Below are 14,748 nucleotides of genomic sequence, written 5' to 3'. Positions count from 1 at the left end.
CGGAGGGCTCGATCACCTACCACCGGAAGCTGACCCGGCTACCTCGGACGGCTGACGCCCCCGCCCCGATCGGGCAGTACGGTTCTCCGTGTGGATCCCCTCGCGCAGCTCGCCCGGGTGCCCCGGCGCCCGCTCCGCTCGGACCTGGTGCTCGCCGCGCTGCTGGCCGCCTGGGCCGTCGCGGAGGTGCTGCCCGCGGGCCCGGACCCGCTCTGGGTCGAGATACCGTTCGCCCTGGTGATGACGGTGCCCCTGGTGTTCCGGCGGCACGTGCCGCTGCTCGTGCTGGGGGTCACGGTGGCCGCGCTGCTGGCGCGGGTGGTCACCGCCGGCGGGCCGCCGACCACCGTCGCGCCGTTCCCGACGATCCTGGTGGCCGCGTTCTCGGCCGCGCTGCACGTGCGGACCCTGGTGGCGGCGGTCGCGGCGTGGGTCGTCGCGGTCGGGGGCATGGCCGTCGCGATCATCCTGCGGTTCTACAGCCCCGAGCCGGACCTCGGATCGGGGCTGGTCATGGTCTTCTTCGTGACCGGCGCGTGGACGTCCGGTCTGCTGCTGCGCCGCCGGGAGGTCCAGTTGCGCAACGCCGAGGAACGCACACGCGAGGAGGCCAGGGAGGCGGTCGCCGCCGAGCGGCTGCGGATCGCGCGCGAGCTGCACGACGTGGTCGCGCACTCGCTGTCGATCATCGCGGTGAACGCCGGGGCCGCGCGCGAGCTCGGCGCCCTCGACCCGGAACGGGCACGTGAGCACATGGACGCGGTGGCGGGGACGGCGCGCGAGGCGCTGGTGGAGATGCGGCACCTGCTGGAGGCACTGCGCGACGAGGGCGACGACGGGCTGGCGCCGCAGCCCACCCTGGACCGGCTGCCCGAACTGGTGGAGCAGGTGCGCACGAGCGGGCTGCCGGTGCGCCTGGTCGAGCAGGGCGACCGGCGCCCGCTGCCGGCCGGGCTGGAGCTCACCGCCTACCGGATCGTCCAGGAGGCGCTCACGAACGTCCGGCGGCACGCGGGTGCGGCCGACACCGAGGTACGGGTGACCTACGGCGGAACGGAACTCGGCCTGGAGGTCGTCAACGCGCCCGGAACCCGTCAGCCGCCGCCCACCGCCCCCGGGCACGGCCTGGTCGGAATGCGCGAGCGGGCCCGCCTCTATGGCGGTGCGCTACACGCCGGTCGCGCGGGGGACGGCGGGTACGCCGTCCGTCTCCGGCTGCCCGTGGAGCCGCAGTGACATTCTCCGCCCGCCCGAAAGCGGAGGATTCCGACCCGCCGCTGTACACAGAGAGGAGGCCGGGGTGATCCGTGTCCTGATCGCCGACGATCACGCGCTGGCGCGCTCGGGGTTGTCGGCCATGCTCGGCGTCCAGCCCGACATCGAGGTGGTGGGGATGACCGCGGACGGCGCCGAGGCGGTGGCGGACGCGCGGCGGCTCCGTCCCGACCTGGTGCTGATGGACATCCGGATGCCCAAGATGGACGGGATCGAGGCCACCCGGCGCATCCGCGGCGAGCCCGACGCCCCGGCGGTGCTGGTGCTCACCACCTTCGACCTCGACCAGTACGTGTACGAGGCGCTGCGCGCGGGCGCGGGCGGTTTCCTGCTGAAGGACGCCCCGCCGGGCCAGCTCGCCGAGGCCGTCCGGACCGTCGCCGGCGGGCAGGCGCTGCTCGCACCGGCGGTGACCCGGCGGCTGATCGAGCGTTTCCTGAGCGTTCCGCCCGGCGGCGGGGCGGCCCTGGAGCGCCTCACCGACCGCGAGCGGGAAGTGCTGACGCACGTCGGGTGGGGCCGGTCGAACGCGGAGATCGCCGAGGCACTGCACCTGTCCGAGGCCACGGTGAAGACCCACCTGTCGCGGGTGCTGACCAAGACCGGGTTGCGTGACCGGGTGGCGGCGGTGGTCTTCGCCTACGAACAGGGCCTGGTCCGGGTGGGCGAGGCGACGCGGCGATCACCTGGGTGATCCGCCGGGGAGAAGGGCGGGGTGCCGGTTCGTACCGGGATTATCCGGTGGATTCGCCCTGCCCGTTCCCCCTACAGTCACCGGAGCGCCACGACGTTCCCGGGAGCAGATCATGCGAGTGCACTACCCCCGCACTCCCCACCTGCCCTGGTCGCCGGGGGCGACCTCGGACGACGTGCGCGCCGGCGGCCTGGCCGGGCTGGTGGGCCGGGAGGTCGTCGTCACCGAGAAGCTCGACGGGGAGAACACGACCATGTATCCGGACGGGCTGCACGCCCGTTCGCTGGACTCGGGGCACCATCCGTCCCGCGCGTGGGTCAAGGCCCTGCACGGCAGGATCGCCCGTGCCATCCCGCCGGGCTGGCGGGTGTGCGGGGAGAACCTGCACGCCCGGCACTCGATCGGGTACCGGGATCTGGAGAGCTGGTTCTACGCCTTCTCCGTCTGGGACGGAGACCACTGCCTGGACTGGGACCGGACCGTGCGCTTCACCCGGCGGCTGGGGGTCCCCGTCCCGCGGGTACTGTGGCGCGGCACCTTCGACGAGCGGGCGCTGCGGGCCCTGCGCCCGGACACCTCGCGGCAGGAGGGGTACGTCGTACGGACCGTCGAAGGGTTCCGCCGGGAGGAGTTCGCGCACCGCGTGGCCAAATGGGTACGGCCCGGACATGTGCAGACGGACCAGCACTGGATGCTCGCGCCCGTCGTCGAGAACGGCCTGGGTCCGGCCGCCGCGCTGTGGGAGGTGCGGTCGGGAGCCGGTCCGGACGTCTCGGCGCTCCTCACCGCCATGGGGATGACGACCGGCGACCTCCGCGGTCCCGCCGCGGCGGGACCCGCCGCCGAGCGCGCCGGGGCGGCCGTGGCCGACGCCTCCGCCCGGCTGGACCTGCTGGGCCGGTCGGGGGACGCCCGGCTGGCGGGTGTGCTGGCGGCCCTGCTGCACGGCACACACCGGGCCTGGCTGGCGCCCCGGCTGGTGGCCCCCCTCGGCATGCCCCTGGCGCGGCGGGTCGCCGACCTGGTCGAGCTGCACGCCGTCCTGCACCGCCGTTTTCCCGACGAGGCGCGCAGGACCGGTCTGGTACGGCTGGCCGTCGCGGCCGACCTGGGAGTCCTGCACGCGGTCGCCGCCGCGGTCCTGGCCGGGCGCGATGACGGCGACGCCGCCGAGGCGCGCGAGCAGGTCGACTGGTCGGAGCTCCACGCCGAGGAGGCCGGGCTGCTCGGCGAGGCCCCGCTGAGGCCGCTGCGCGCGGGCCTGCGCCGGGCGCTCCGCGGACGCGCCCCCGGCGCGGCGGGCGAGGAGGGGCGTCCCGGTGCGGTGGGCGCGGGACAGACCGGCGAGGAGGGGGATCCGGAGGCGGCGGACCGGTGCTGGGCCGAGGCGCGGGAAGCCTACGCGCTGGGCCGGATCGCCACGGCCGAGGAGGCCCTGGCGTTCAGCTGGCGGTGGCGCTCCGGCGACTTCCCCCGGCTCGTCATCACGGTGGGGCCGTCAGGCAGCGGGAAGAGCACCTTCGCCCGGAACCTGCCGGGAACCGACGCCGTCGTCTCCCTCGACGACCTGCGCCAGGCCCGGGGATCCCGCGCGGACCAGCGGGCCAATCCGGAGATCCTCCGCGAGGGCCTGCACCGCCTCGACACGCTTCTGGCGGGTGGCGGGACCGTCGTCTGGGACGCCACGGCACTGAACAAACACCAGCGCTCCCTGGTGCACGCCGTGGCCCGCCGCCGCGACGCGCTGACGACGCACGCGGTCATGCTGGTCCCCGACGACGTGCTGACCAGGCGTAACGCCGACCGTGCGCACCGGGTGCCGCCGGAGGTGCTCACCGCCCAGCTCCACCGGTTCTCCCCGCCCTACCCGGGGGAGGCGCACCGCACCTGGTACATCGGATCGGAGGGGGACGTCCGCGACGTCGCCGGGGCTCTCGACGGCGAGGAGGAGTAAGCATGCGGACGAGCGAGGAGATCTACCACCGGATCCGCTGGGACGCGCGCTTCGACCCGGCGCGGTTCGTCCTGGGGATCAACGTGCGCGGAGCCGCTCCCAAGCGTGTGCCGCTGTCCGCGTTCGTCCCCGGGGGCGACATCCCCTGGCACCGGATCCTGTTCGTCGAGGCGGACGGCGAGGTGGTCTGGGACCGGTCGACGGGCCTGGACCGCATCGACGTCTCGCAGGCCGGCCGGGCGCGGGATCCGCGCAGGCTCCGGGCGCCGTTCTTCGCGGCCGGGACGCCCTTCGCGTGGGACCCGGTCACGGGCTGGCGTCCCGCGGAGGCGGTACCGGCCGGGCGGGCGCCGACGGCGGCCCGCCTGCGCGTGCTGACCTGGAACACCCTGTGGGACCGCTACGACAGCGCCCGGATCGACACCGCCCGGCGCAGGCCGTTGCTGCTGGAGGCGCTGGAGCGGGCCGACGCGGACGTCATCGCGCTGCAGGAGGTCGAAACCGAACTGCTCGGCATGCTGCTGCGCGCCCGGTGGGTCCGCTCCGGCTACACGCTGGGCACCGACCCGGTGGGCCGGGACATCGACGACGACAGCGGGCTCCTGCTGCTCAGCCGCCTGCCGGTGCGGGAGGCCGGCCGGCATGTCCTCGGCCCGCACAAGACCGTCACGGCCGTCACCGTGGAGTCCGCCGCCGGACCGATCGTGGTGGCCACCACGCACCTGACCAGCGACCATACCGACAACGGTCCCGCCCGGCGCGAGGCCGAGCTTTCCCGGCTCGCCGAGGTGCTGGCCGGTGTGGACGGGGACGTCATCCTGCTGGGCGACTTCAACGACGGCGGGAGCGGGCCCACCGGGGTGCTCGGCCTGCGGGACGCCTGGACCGAGGTCCACGGGCCCGGCGACCTGACCCCGACCTTCGACCCGCAGGTCAATCCGCTGGCGGCGATCTCCTCGCTCTCCGGCCGCGCGTCCCGTCTTGACCGCGTACTGCTGCGTGGTCACGATCTGCGGGCCACCGCCGCGGTCGTGCGGGGCGACTCTCCCGCGACCCCGGACGGCCTGTTCGTGTCGGACCACTACGGCGTCGCCGTGGACGTCGTCATCGGCGGGAGCGAGCACGGAACCGCCGGATCCTCCGGGTTCCCCGGCACCCTGGACGCGCGGCCGACGGCACGGACGGCGGTGGCCTGGATCCCGCCGGAGGAGCTCTGGCCGGCGATCCAGGAGATCCGCCGGAAGCATGACCCGCAGGTCGACAGGTGGCCGCCGCATGTCACGGTGATGCTGGGTTTCGTCCCGGAATCCGACTTCGTGGAGGCGGCGCCGCTCCTGGCCGCCGCCGCGGCCGAGATCGCCCCGTTCACCGCCCGTCTCCAGGGCGTGCGTGCCTTCCCGCACCGTGACAGCTCCACGGTCTGGCTCGACCCGGCCGCGGCGGGGCCGGAACCGTGGGCCGGACTGCGCCACGCGCTGGAGCGCCGGTTCCCGCACTGCCGGGGCCGCGCCGAGGGCTACACCCCGCACCTGACCCTGGGAAAGGTGCGGGATCCGGAGCGGCTCGTCGCGGACTGCGCGGCGCGGCTCGGCGGCAGGTCCGCGCACGTCGGCGAGCTGGTCCTGCTGTCACGCCGGGGCGCGGAGCCCATGCGGCCCCGGGCGACCGTCGCACTGGGGACGGGTGAGGTGCGCTGGCTCGACCATGAGCTCGATGCCGGGACGACCCGCCGGACCTGGCACGGGACGGACGTGTCCGGTGCCCGCGGGGCGGTCCGCGAAGATGCGGCGCGCGCTCCCGAGGCGGTCCGCGAAGATGCGGCGCGCGCTCCCGAGGACGGCCCGGGGGCCGGGACGCGCGCTCCGGCGCGGGGCGGTCCCGGGGCGGGGGAGCGCCGCCGGGCCGAGCGGGCCCGGGAGGTCGTGGAGCGGCTGCGGGACGCGCTGCCGGAAGGGGCCGTCCACGTCACCGGGTCGCGGCGCCTGGGCTGCGAGCTGCCCGGCGCGGACCTGGACCTGGTGGTGGCGCTGCCGGGAGCGGCCGACCTCGCGGACGTCGAGGGGCGGGTGAAGGCGGCGCTACCGGAGGCGACCGGGGTACGGCGCGTGGTCGGCGCGCGGGTGCCCGGACTGCGGCTGCGGATCGCCGGCCCGGACACCGGCCTGGACGTCGATCTGACCCTCGTCGCGACGGCGGACATCGCCCCCGCCGAGGCGGTGTCCCTCCGTGCCGGGCTGGACGAGGCTTCCGCGATCGCGCTGAGCGCGGTCAGCGACGCGGACGCGGTGCTCGCCGCGGTCGGCGCGAGCCGGACCGGATTCGTCGGGCTGGCCCGTGAGGTGAAGGCGTGGGCGAAGGCACGGGGACTGGACTCGGCGCCGTTCGGCGGGTTGCCGGGCCTGGCCTGGACCATCCTGGTGGCGCGGACGGTGCGCGAGGCCGGCGACCTCCCACCGGACGAGCTGCTCCGGCACTTCTTCGGCGGGTGGGCCGCCTGGGACTGGCGCCGGCCGATCGAGCTCCGGCCGGACGCCTCGCCGCAGGGGCAGGACGGGCCACCGGACGGGGGTTCCGGCGCGGCCGTGCAGATCATGACCCCTACGGCCCCGATCCGCCTGTGCAGCGATCAGGTCGGCGCCGGTGGGCGTGACCTGCTGACGCAGGAGCTCTACGACGCCTGGGAGATCGTGGAAGCGGCGGCGGAGACCGGCCGGGACCCCCGGCCCGGCCTGCTGTCGCCGCCGCCGCTCCACCGGCGGCACGCGGCGTGGGCGATCGTGACCGTACGGGCGAGGTCGGCGGAGGAACTCGGCGTGGCCGTGGGTCGCGTCCGGGGCCGGGTGCGTGGGCTGCTCACCTCCATGGAACGTGCCGGGGTGCGGGACTCGCACGCGTGGCCCCGGCCGTTCGAGACCGGGCCGGGACTGACCCGGTTCGCGATAGGGCTCGGCCGCACACCGCCCGGCGCCACCGAGCTCGCCGAGATCGCCGATCCGTGGGTCGCGGGCCTGCGCGGGGCGGAGGTGGAACGGGCGGAGTGCGGCGAGGTGCCGACCCTCCGCTGAGCACGGCCGTGGCGCGGCAGGTGTGGGACACGGCCCGTGGAGGGCGTCGGTCTCGCCGTGGAGTCCGGCACCCACCGCGCCCGGTTCAGAGCAGGAGGCGTAGCGCTGCGAGGACGGTGAAGGCCAGGGTGATCCGTTCGAACCATGTCCTGTCGATGTGACCGACGACCGTGCGCCCGGCCACCGCCCCGGCCAGGACGGCAGGGGCGGTGAGCGCGGCGAAGACGAGGGTGGCCGGGGTGATGAGGCCGAGCGCGGCGCTGAACGGCACCTTGAAGGCGTTGATCGTCAGGAAGAACCACGCGCTGGTGCCGAGGAAGCCCAGCATCGGCAGGCCCGCCGCGAGGAGGTACAGGGCCATGATCGGTCCTGCCGCGTTGGCCGTCATGGTGGCGAAACCGGAGAACAGTCCTGCCAGGGCGGCCACCGGCCGGTGGTGGGCGAGTGAGGCGTCGGGACCGCGGCGGCGGTTCCACAGATGGACGGCGGTGATCGCCAGCAGGATCCCGCCGATGAGCCGTCTCATCTGGTCGTCGTCGACCCAGCGGACGACGACGGCGCCGACGACGACCCCCGCGGCCACCCACGGGAACAGCCGCAGCAACCTGGGCCAGTCCGCGTGGCGGCGGTAGGAGGCCACGGCGACCACGTCGCCCACGAGCAGCAGCGGCAGCAGCATGCCGGTGGACTGCTTGGTCGGCAGGACGAGGGCGAACAGGGCGACCGCCACCGTCCCGGTGCCGGAGACGCCGGTCTTGGAGAAGCCGACCAGGAACAGGGAGAGCAGCACCACCGCCCACTGGGTGACGTCGAGGGAGGGCATCAGCCTCGCCGGGGGGCGCGTGCGGCCGCGGGTGCCGGTCCCATGGTCACGGGACGGGTCCGGTGGCCGGTGCCGGCCGCCGCGGCGCGCTCGCCGCGGCCGGGGTGGCGACGGTGCGGGGTGCCGCGGCCGGTGCCGGCCGCCTCGGCGACGTCGGCGAGCGTCACCGCGCGGTCACGGGCGGGTGCCGAGACGGCCGCGCTCGGGATGACGCGCCGGGTGTGCTCCCCCTCTCCGGACTGCGGCGATGCGGTGGGGCTCATACCCCGACCGTATCACTGGCCCCATAATGGGTTTATCAATTATCAAAGATGAACATTTAAGGCCCAAAATAGTAATTCGAAGTGCTGGATGTGGCGTGGATCGTCAACCGCGCGTGCCGGAAAAGGTGCGGGACCGTTCGTGGTCGAAGAGCGGCGCAGACGCCGTGCGGCACGTACGCCCCGGACGGGTTCGACCTGTGGTCCCTCCGGGAGTCGCAGATGAGCACCCCCGGTCGCCTCGCGGGCCGGCCTGGGGTCGGTGATCGCCACCGCCGACGTGGCCGCCGATGCCGCCCGCCGTCGGCGACGGGGAGCCCGCCGGTCAGCAGCCGGGATCACCGTGTTGCCCCCTCAATCACCATCTCCTACGCTATTTCGTAGATTTACGGGGGAACGTCGATGGGTGACAGAGCGGCCACGACGGAGCCGTTCGAGGCGTCCGCCTCCGTCGGCAAGGCGTCGGCCGGCGGCAGACGACGCGAACCGACGGATCCGCCGGCCCGGGGCGAACGCTCAGCCGAGGCCCCCCACCCAAGCCGCCGGGCCGGGGCCGGCCACCGTCTCCGGCCGTCCGCAGATGCTCAAGGCGGCCACGTGAACCACGACACCGCAGGTGAGCCTGTGGTTCTGGACGGCGGCGACCGCCGCTGCGTCCAGCTACTGATCGAGCTGCGCCGCCTGGTCGGCGACCTGGCCCCCGGCAGCGTCGTCCATCTGATCGCCACCGACCCGGCCGCGCCGATCGACCTGCCCGCCTGGTGCCACCTGACCGGCCACACCTACCTCGGCCCCCTGCCCGCCTCCGATCGGCCGGCCTACGCTCTGCGGGTGGAGCCTGCGGCCCTTCCCACCCGGGATCAGGCCCCCTGGCACCCCGCCGACCGCTGACCACCTGCCGGTCATGCCGCGGACGTGGGAAAATGGAGGGGTTGACACCGCTTCCCCCTGAGCGGCACTTCCATGAAAGGGGGCGGCCATGGCGACCACCGCACATCGCGCGGCCACAGGCGCGGAGTCCGGCGCACTGCGGCTCGGCGCGTCGCTCATGGCACTCGCGGGCCTGGCGTTCATCGGGTACGCCGTGATCTTCTTCGCCCGCAACTTCACGGGCGCGTTCCTGGAGCTCGGCATCGGCCCGGCCGAGGTCGACGTCGGCCGGCCCCAGATCCGTGCGTTCAGTCCCGATCTGTACGAGTACATCTCGCACCTGCACATCGCGGTGTCGGGGTTCATCGCGGCCACCGGGCTGGCCACCGCGGCACTCGCCTGGTTCGGGGTCCGGCACGGCCTGTGGTGGGCGTACGTGACGGCGGTCGCGGTGCCCGTGCTCGCCCTGGCCGTCGCGCTTCCCGCGCACTACCCGTACGGCCTGGCCACGCTCGGCCACCTCGGGCTCATCTACCTGGCCACAGCGGTCTTCGCCGTGGGCGCCCTGGTGGCGCTCAAGCCGATGCTGCAGGTACGGCGAACCTGATCAGGGGGCAGCCCGCCGGCATTGTTCGTCGAGATGGAACGCACCTTCACCGCCGAGCGCGCCGCCGACGCCGTCCGGTTCGTCATCCGCCGCCTCAGGGCACCACGGACTCCAGCAAGGCGGAGGCCACGGCGCACAAACCGGTCGCGCCGAGCCCGAATACGACCGCCCGCGCCGTCGCCCCCGTCCAGATCGCGTACACGGCCAGCGCGATCAGGGCAAGGTCGGCCGGCGGGCCCACGACGATGAGCATGCTGGTGACGTTCTGGCAGACTTCGGCGTCCCCGCAGACGCCGGAGACGAAGACCGATGAAAACCAGACCCAGACCGTCGAGAGCAGACCCAGAATGACGACGACCGCAGTGGCCAGAGTACGCATATCGGCCAGGATGGCCCCGCGTGTTTAGAGTCGGTTCCCTCGGTGTCGCTCAGTGTCGCGGAGTGACATTTTGTGTCGTTGTAGACGGAATTCTCCGCGCCGTCGTGTCGGAAAGTGATGATGGATGCCGTGCTGTATTGCGTACACGCGAGCAACCACCGAGCAACCGCGCGTTCTTGACCATCGGCATTATGTGCTGTTTGTCCGCTATCTCGGCCTGGCTGCGTAGGGCTGGGCTTGCGTGATGAGCTCGCGTTCCCAGCAGATCGAATGCCTACGAGCAATCACCGAGCAGCCGTATGCAAGCGATGCTCGCCGTTCAGCTACTGGATGGCGAGGACGCAGACGCGTCGGACCGGTGCCTCGAAGCGGCGCTCGGCACCGTGCTCGACGGCCATGCCACGGCGGCGACCACCTGCCCTTCAGGCTCTCCGACCAGTTGCCGTCCCGCCTTCCGGGTCAGGCTCGCGCGAATCGACTCTCCGGGTCAAACTCACAACCGGGTCAGTCAGCCGGCCTGGTCCGGCCTCGAGGCCGGTCGGTACTCGCCCTCCTCCGGACCGCGTGGACTCCCATTGGCGGCATCGCGATACAGATCTCCCTCCAGAGGATCACGGCACCAGCACCGTTGCATGCCTTGCCCTGGTGAGCGCGACGTAGAGCCGACGGTGCGCATTGAGGTTGTTTCGGAGGCCGTTGGCGAGTGCTCGATGGTCGTCCTCAGTCGCCTTGTAGCCGACGACATTCCACTCTTGTCCCTTGGCTTGGTGGACCGTCAGCCCTGGGATGTAGCTGAGAGCATTTGCAGCTGTACGAAGACGGATACGTTCGATGTACGCCGCAAGATGAGGGCGTTGCAAACGAAGGCGGGCGTTGCTGCGTCGAAGTATGGCAATCATCTCTTCTGACGCAGCCTCGGTCGCTCCATTCGGTCGTTGCAGCACACTTAGCGCTTGGTCCATCGCATCAGACAGATTCGTTTCTGGCGCTAGCCCGAGACGGTTTAGAGCCTCGTGCAGATAGACCGCTGACGTATTGAGGACCTTCCGCGTGATATGGTTCAGCAGCAATGTCGCGGCGGCCATCCCATTGGTCGTGGGTTGGCCGAAGGAAAGCGGCAGCACGTGTGGCCCGGCCTCCCATAGGTCCTCCCACCGGCTGGCCAATATCACATCGATCTGCTGTTCTGGTTCTATAAACGGAACGTTCGCCGGTATACCGGACCGCATTGCGGCGGACAAGCTTTGGGTGGCGGCACTGCGGAAGCGGAACGATCTCGTCAGCGAGTGGGAGAGGAACCCAAAGTCTGCGATTAGCTTTGGTACTTCTGCAGGCGTTGCGCCGCGGAACGCATACAGGGCCTGCCACGGGTCGCCGATGAGCGTCACTGGGATCCCCAGATCGCAGGCGAGACGGATGATCTGAAGGTCGAGTTCGTTACCGTCGAAGACCTCATCGACTACGAGCGCCCGAACGGCGTCAAGCATGTAGTCCGCGATCGCCCTGGATAGCGCTCCCTCTTTAAGAATCGCAGTTATAAGTGCTCGAACCTCCTCATGTGTGCAGTGTCCATCTGCAAGGGCCTCGGCAAAGACGCTGGTCTCTCGGTAGCTGACCCGGCCATTGGCGATCGTGAGATGTGGATAGATGGGTTTCCTTGGATTGATCTTGATACCCCAGATCTCCCACTTGTCGCTGACTGTTAGAACTTGGTGTCCGCCAGGCCACTGGAGGAGCCCGCGCCGAAGTAGGTTCGTGACTAGGTCGCGCAGAAAGGCGTCGAACGTGTCGACGCGGTGGGGCCAGGCTAGTGCGGTCCCACCCCACCGATGCTTGATGCGTTGCTTGAGCTCGGCGACCGCTGCCCGCGTGAAGCTAAGGGCGACCACCGCGCGCGTATCGGGTCGTGTTGTGAAGCGCAACGTGCCGAAGCGTTCCGCGGCGACCGCTGTCTTACCTGATCCCGGCGACGCCTCGATGTAAAGACGTGAGTTCCTAGATGTTACGGCGGAGAGCTGCTCACGAGTCAGGTACGTGCTGCTAATCCTGGACAAGGCTAGTCCAGATGAAGTCGTCAAGGGGCTGCTGATCGAACTCTTCCAGCGGGATACCGCCATCCTGCTCAGGGCTGGCTGCAGTCACCGGTGCGACATTCGGGTCATAGAGGAAGTCGAAGAGGTCGGCCATGTGTTTCGGCACTTGAACTGATTGGGGATCATGGTTGATGCGATCCTCAAGTTCTGCCGCAAGGTGAAGAGCAAACTCGCCTTTGTCTTTCGCGGCGGCACCTGGTGGGAGGGCAACTCCGTTATTCCTACTCGCTGCCACACCGCTGCGAAAAAGCTCGTGAATCGTGGTGGGGGAGATGGGGACTGGGTGGGGGACACCGATGGCGGTCAGTGCCTCAGCCACGGCCATCTCGTTTCCCTTGACGATGGCGGGTTCCAGTGTTGGATGGCTTGGGAAGTATCCAACAACGTCGGGAGAGTGATCTGCGAGCCACTTAGGGCGTGTGGGCACCTGCCCCATGGGCTGATCGCTGTCCCGCATGATCGCGAGACGGTCGCAGATTTCCTGGCCTTGGGCCGCCAGTAGTCGAACGGCCCATGAGCCGACTTTGTGACCCATTGGAATGATGCCTAGGGCATTAACGAACGACTGCTTCTTTCGATCCATGCCCGCCCATGACCTACCGAACTGGCGCAGGATCGTGACATCTGTGACGCCCTCAACAAGGACGAGGCGCTCGGCAAATAGAGCCGATGACCGCATCGCGTCCATATGAAGGCGCGCCTTCGTCAATACCGTGTCGCGATCCACAATGGGCAAGCTAGCCACCGTACGCGTTGCTCGTCCGCCGTTCCGGAGCTGGCGCATAATGATCAGCTCTGTGGGTGCACAGGCGGAGATGATGTCGGACGCGCTGGTCGTCAGGATAACCTGGAGCTCGGGGCGAGTCTTAACCATGCCTCGGAGGTAGCGGACAAGCCCGTGTTGCAGTTGGGGGTGCAAATGTGCCTCAGGTTCCTCGATGACCACAGTCGCGTGAAAAGCGGGCGTTGGGAAGAAGGCGTCCTCCTCCAGTTCGCGCTCTTCGTCCGCGATCCGAAGTTCCGCTTCGGGGTCCAGTTCCGCCTCTCGATCCTCGGGCGTGTCTTCGCGATCGCCGTCCTCGCCGGCACATGCTGCCAACTGGCCTGACGGAGCAGTGAGATCGGGGATGGCTGCTAGCGTCACCGCGATATGGAGCAGGTTCACATAGCCCAGGCTGCTGATCTCCAGCCGGTGAGCTTCCATACGATCGTCCGTGGCGGCGAGCAGCAACTCCAGCACGCGAGCCAGGTACGCATCATCTATTTGTTGGCCACGAACGAAGGGAACGTGCGGGTTGATCCCATCAGATAGCTCCGCGAGATACTCCCCGATCCTGCCCTCGACTTCTTGGATCAAAGGGTCCTTTGAGAGTTCCTCCAGCAGGTACTCAGCCCGGCGCCTCAAGCCGTAGAGACTGCGTCGTCCGCTGATTCGCTGCTGGTGAGCGCGGAGGAGTTCGATGAGCACTCGCGCTTCGCGCCTCGCTAGTTCGTCGACGGGGTTGCGATCGGCGGGCAGGTAAACCAACCGGATGTAGTTCTCTCCTTGCGGAAGAGCATGATCAAACTCTCTGCCGACCTGTCCCATGCGACGGAAGAGTCGCCGAGACCAGGTGATCGAGGCGCCGCTCGTCCCCACGCCTTGGGCGCCCAGCAGTGCGTCAAGAGGACCTGCGCCTGGGCTGGAGGACCCCGCCTGCTCATACGTGACGGAAACTCGGCGGGGTGTGGCCCCAAGCAGAGACCCCGGGAACCGGCCGATCCAGGGAAAGACCTCGCGATGCGCGAGGTAGATGGCCTCGCTGACCGTGCTCTTCCCCGCGTTGTTGGGGCCCGCGAGGACGCTGAACCGCCCGGGGAATTCACACTCGATGGGGCTCGTGGCGCTTGCCCGAAATCCACTCACCGTGACTCGCTTGAGAAGCATCTTTCGCTATGCTCCCATCCATGGCAGTAGCCCCGTTGTAACCCGCTAAACCCCCGTACAACAAATGATGCCGCGAGCGTACGGTGTCTCGGACACTTTGTGTTCTGATCAGAGGGTCCAGGAGCTGCCGAGTTCCGATCCCTGCACGTCATGCGAGAGGTGAGCGATAGGCCCTCATGTTGGAGATGTCGGGAGCACATGGGCAAGCTTGCAGCTGCCAGTCAGCCCGGCGGGCGAGCTGGCGTGGGCCTGCCAGTGCTGCCGGGCTCGGTGCACGACGTAACCATCACTCGGACGGCCAGCTTGATCGACGCCTTGACCCACGCTGGACTTATAGACCTCGAATGCATCCAACTACAGCTGTAGTGTCGTCATGCTTTCCCGATTCGCCCCGTCTTGTAGTAGTGGAGAGGGAGCAAGATAGGCGAGCCGGTGGTGTACAAGCGGTGTGGTCGCTTAGCTCAGTACAGGACCTGCCCCGATCTGGCTGACGAAGGTCACGGTTCGTGGTACTTCGCGATCCAGGTATTGGGCCCGAGCGGATGTAGGGAGCGGGTACGGCGGGGCGGCTTCCGCATCGCGGCACTGGCTGACCATCCTCCAGCCCGTCTGTGAGCGCACCCGCAGGGCTACGCCGATCATGTTCGGATCCACTTGATCCCCGGCTTGGGTCGAGTCCGGCTGGCGGAGCTGTCGCCGGTCAACCTGCGTCGCTTCTTCGCCAGCCGGGCTTGTTATTCGGATGCTTGCTCCCTTTGTCGCTTATAGTTGGCTCATGGCATAAGGGCAACGCGGACTACC

At 70.0% G+C, this 14,748-nt stretch carries 11 protein-coding genes; 6 read left to right on the top strand and 5 right to left on the bottom strand.

All coding sequences use genetic code 11. The annotated features are described in order from the left end of the window. Positions 1-90: 90 nt before the first annotated feature. The 4 genes from ABD841_RS26150 (at position 91) to ABD841_RS26135 (ending at position 6,988) form a co-directional block, all read left to right on the top strand. On the top strand, positions 91-1,236 hold the full coding sequence (locus ABD841_RS26150; protein ID WP_344977189.1) for a sensor histidine kinase: 1,146 nt from the start codon (positions 91-93) through the stop codon (positions 1,234-1,236). 64 nt (positions 1,237-1,300) lie between these two features. Continuing rightward, the gene (locus ABD841_RS26145) at positions 1,301-1,969 is read left to right on the top strand and encodes a response regulator (protein WP_344977187.1); all 669 of its coding nucleotides are present in this window, start codon (positions 1,301-1,303) and stop codon (positions 1,967-1,969) included. Positions 1,970-2,081: 112 nt separating this feature from the next. After that, on the top strand, positions 2,082-3,923 hold the full coding sequence (locus ABD841_RS26140) for an RNA ligase family protein (RefSeq protein WP_344977184.1): 1,842 nt from the start codon (positions 2,082-2,084) through the stop codon (positions 3,921-3,923). Positions 3,924-3,925: 2 nt separating this feature from the next. Continuing rightward, entirely contained in the window at positions 3,926-6,988 is a 3,063-nt protein-coding gene (locus ABD841_RS26135; RefSeq protein ID WP_344977181.1) for a poly(A) polymerase, read from the top strand. Positions 6,989-7,073: 85 nt separating this feature from the next. Here the strand turns inward: ABD841_RS26135 and ABD841_RS26130 are convergent, their stop codons facing one another. Together ABD841_RS26130 and ABD841_RS26125 are read right to left on the bottom strand one after the other, a co-directional pair. Beyond that, positions 7,074-7,811, bottom strand: coding sequence for a sulfite exporter TauE/SafE family protein (locus ABD841_RS26130; protein ID WP_344977178.1), 738 nt, complete (start codon positions 7,809-7,811; stop codon positions 7,074-7,076). Further along, positions 7,811-8,074 (bottom strand): hypothetical protein, encoded by a 264-nt coding sequence (locus ABD841_RS26125; RefSeq protein ID WP_344977176.1) that lies wholly within the window; start codon positions 8,072-8,074, stop codon positions 7,811-7,813. Before ABD841_RS26125 ends, ABD841_RS26130 begins: the two co-directional genes overlap by 1 nt. A 594-nt stretch (positions 8,075-8,668) precedes the next feature. On the opposite strand from ABD841_RS26125, the gene ABD841_RS26120 reads away from it, so the two are divergent. Together ABD841_RS26120 and ABD841_RS26115 are read left to right on the top strand one after the other, a co-directional pair. Further along, complete coding sequence (locus tag ABD841_RS26120) at positions 8,669-8,962, top strand: sulfurtransferase TusA family protein (RefSeq protein WP_344977173.1); 294 nt, start codon at positions 8,669-8,671, stop codon at positions 8,960-8,962. 88 nt (positions 8,963-9,050) lie between these two features. Next, a complete protein-coding gene (locus ABD841_RS26115) occupies positions 9,051-9,548 on the top strand; it encodes a hypothetical protein (RefSeq protein WP_344977171.1) in 498 nt (165 codons plus the stop codon). Positions 9,549-9,642: 94 nt separating this feature from the next. Here ABD841_RS26115 and ABD841_RS26110 read toward each other — a convergent pair whose 3' ends face one another. From ABD841_RS26110 to ABD841_RS26100, 3 genes are all read right to left on the bottom strand, one after another. Next, positions 9,643-9,927, bottom strand: coding sequence for a hypothetical protein (locus ABD841_RS26110; protein ID WP_344977168.1), 285 nt, complete (start codon positions 9,925-9,927; stop codon positions 9,643-9,645). 611 nt (positions 9,928-10,538) lie between these two features. Next, positions 10,539-12,044, bottom strand: coding sequence for a UvrD-helicase domain-containing protein (locus ABD841_RS26105; protein WP_344977165.1), 1,506 nt, complete (start codon positions 12,042-12,044; stop codon positions 10,539-10,541). After that, positions 11,968-13,608, bottom strand: coding sequence for an ATP-dependent nuclease (locus ABD841_RS26100; protein WP_344977162.1), 1,641 nt, complete (start codon positions 13,606-13,608; stop codon positions 11,968-11,970). Before ABD841_RS26100 ends, ABD841_RS26105 begins: the two co-directional genes overlap by 77 nt. Positions 13,609-14,748: the final 1,140 nt, after the last annotated feature.

This window comes from Streptosporangium fragile (assembly GCF_039534445.1).
Taxonomy (GTDB): domain Bacteria; phylum Actinomycetota; class Actinomycetes; order Streptosporangiales; family Streptosporangiaceae; genus Streptosporangium; species Streptosporangium fragile.
Note: the sequence above shows the minus strand (reverse complement) of the source record. Positions and strands in the feature narration are given on the sequence as shown.

Bases quoted from the DNA above. Each gene is read 5' to 3' on its own strand.
- ABD841_RS26140 (WP_344977184.1), top strand. From the start codon at position 2,082: ATGCGAGTGCACTACCCCCGCACTCCCCACCTGCCCTGGTCGCCGGGG.
- ABD841_RS26135 (WP_344977181.1), top strand. From the start codon at position 3,926: ATGCGGACGAGCGAGGAGATCTACCACCGGATCCGCTGGGACGCGCGC.
- ABD841_RS26130 (WP_344977178.1), bottom strand. From the start codon at position 7,811: ATGCCCTCCCTCGACGTCACCCAGTGGGCGGTGGTGCTGCTCTCCCTG.
- ABD841_RS26125 (WP_344977176.1), bottom strand. From the start codon at position 8,074: ATGAGCCCCACCGCATCGCCGCAGTCCGGAGAGGGGGAGCACACCCGG.
- ABD841_RS26115 (WP_344977171.1), top strand. From the start codon at position 9,051: ATGGCGACCACCGCACATCGCGCGGCCACAGGCGCGGAGTCCGGCGCA.
- ABD841_RS26110 (WP_344977168.1), bottom strand. From the start codon at position 9,927: ATGCGTACTCTGGCCACTGCGGTCGTCGTCATTCTGGGTCTGCTCTCG.
- ABD841_RS26105 (WP_344977165.1), bottom strand. From the start codon at position 12,044: ATGGCGGTATCCCGCTGGAAGAGTTCGATCAGCAGCCCCTTGACGACT.
- ABD841_RS26100 (WP_344977162.1), bottom strand. From the start codon at position 13,608: ATGGGACAGGTCGGCAGAGAGTTTGATCATGCTCTTCCGCAAGGAGAG.